Source organism: Inquilinus sp., assembly GCF_057815775.1.
The window spans coordinates 1-2,228 of record NZ_JBYRFX010001188.1 but is presented as its reverse complement, the minus strand read 5'-3'; the positions used below and the strand labels follow the sequence as shown (position 1 = coordinate 2,228).

The window sequence follows — 2,228 nt, the reverse complement described above, 5'->3', positions numbered from 1 at the left end:
GGCAAGCCGCTGCTGTACTATCTGCCGCTGACCATCGCCGAGAAGAAGGGCTTCTTCAAGGAAGAGGGGCTGGATGTCGAGATCAGCGACTTCGCCGGCGGCGCCAAGAGCCTGCAGGCGATGATCGGCGGGTCGACCGACGTCACCACGGGCGCCTTCGAGCACACAATCCTGATGCAGTCCAAGGGCCAGGACATCCGCGCCCTGATCGAACTCGGCCGCTTCCCCGGCATCGTGCTGGTGGTGCGCAAGTCGCTGGCCGGCGAGATCAAGACGGTCGCCGACCTCAAGGGCCGCAAGATCGGCGTCACCGCCCCCGGCTCCTCCACCAACTTCTTCGTCAACGCCCTGCTGGCCAAGGAAGGGCTGACGCCGGACGACGTGTCCTTCGTGTCGGTCGGCGGCGGCCCGAGCGCGGTCGCGGCGATGGAGCATGGCGAGATCGACGCCATGGCCAACCTCGACCCGGTGATCTCGAAGCTGCAGCAATCCGATTTGGTGACGGTGCTGGCCGATACGCGGACGGAAGAGGGCGTGAAGGCGGTGTTCGGCGGCCCGGTGCCGGCCGCGGTGCTGTACGCCAGGGAAGACTTCATCCAGGCCAATCCGGAGACGACGCAGGCGCTGGTCAACGCCTTCATGAAGTCGCTGCGCTGGCTGGCCACTGCCAAGCCGGAGGATGTCGCGGCCGTGGTGCCGGAGGAATTCCTGCTGGGCGACCGCGACCTGTACATCCAGTCGGTGAAGAACTCGCTGCCGATGTATTCCCGCGATGGGCTGATCGGGGATGAGGGGATGAAGACCGCGCTCGACATCCTGCAGCGCTTCAGCCCGGAGCTGAAGGACGCCCAGATCGACCTGTCGAAGACCATCGACCTCAGCTTCGCCAAGAAGGCGGGCCAGGCGATCAAGTAGCGGATCCGGCCCGGGACGTAACCCTCGCCCCGGGCCATCTGCACAAATCATGTGCAATTGACCGCGGCATAGCATGGTAGGATGTGACAGTACCCCCCATAGCCGCAGCCGATCGCGGCATTTTCAGTTGGGGGCGCGCGATAACAAAAAACCGGTTTTCAGGGGGGATTTTCCATGGCGATCTTCAGTGGTGATGGCAACGCCAACACCTTGTCCGGCACCGCGTCCGACGACACCATCTTCGGCCTTGGCGGCAATGACGATCTCAGCGGCCTCGCCGGCAACGACACCCTGGAGGGCGGCGTCGGCGACGACATCCTGCGCGGCGGGGCCGGGGCGGACATCCTGCGGGGCGGCGACGGCATCGACACGGCGAATTTCGACGGGGCGGCGGGCGTCTCGGTCGCCATCGGCGGGCTCGGCATCGGCGGCAACGCGGCCGGCGATATCATCACGTCAGACATCGAGAACCTGCAGGGCACGCTGAATTTCGCCGACACCCTCACCGGCTCGGCCGTGGCCAATGTGCTGTCGGGGTATGGCGGTGACGACACGCTGGTCGGCCTGGCCGGCAACGACACGCTGGACGCCGGGGCCGGCAACGACCTCCTCGATGGCGGGGCGGGCGCGGATGTGCTGAACGGCGGCGCCGGGATCGACACCATCGTCTATGTCGGCGCGCCTGTTACCGTCACCATCGGCGGCATCGGGGCCGGCGGCGACGCCCAGGGCGACACGATCGGCGCGGATATCGAGAACATCCGCGGCACCGATGGCGGCAATGATCACCTGACCGGGTCGGCGGTGGCCAACATCCTGACCGGCCTCGGCAGTGACGATCTGCTGCGCGGCCTGGCCGGGAACGACACGCTCGACGGTGGCGCCGGGATCGACTTCCTGGTCGGCGGCGCCGGGGCGGATGTGCTGATCGGCGGTGCCGGCATTGACACCGTCGACTACAGCGACTCCTCCGCCGGTGTGACCGTGAGGATCGGCGGCGGCACTGGGTCGGGCGGCGACGCCCAGGGCGACACCATCGGCGCCGATATCGAGAACATCCAGGGCTCCTCGGACTTCAACGACGTCCTGATCGGCTCGGAGGCTGCCAACACCCTGACCGGCTTCGGCGGCAATGACCTCCTGATCGGACAGGGGGGCGACGACACCCTCAATGGCGCCGGCGGCGATGACGAGCTGGAGGGCGGGGCTGGGGCGGACCATCTGAATGCCGGCACCGGGCCGGGCATCGACACGGTCAGCTACACCACCAGCCAGGCCGGGGTGACGGTGAACCTGACCACCCTCACGGCCTC

The 2,228-nt window shown here is 67.4% G+C and carries 2 protein-coding genes; both read left to right on the top strand.

Going from position 1 to position 2,228, the window contains the following annotated elements:
• Positions 1-915, top strand: a 915-nt coding sequence (locus tag AC3XYG_RS42320; RefSeq protein WP_489145934.1) for an ABC transporter substrate-binding protein, incomplete at its 5' end; no start/stop codon positions are given.
• Between the two features lie 174 nt (positions 916-1,089).
• On the top strand, positions 1,090-2,228 hold a 1,139-nt coding region (locus AC3XYG_RS42315; RefSeq protein WP_489145933.1), incomplete at its 3' end, for a calcium-binding protein.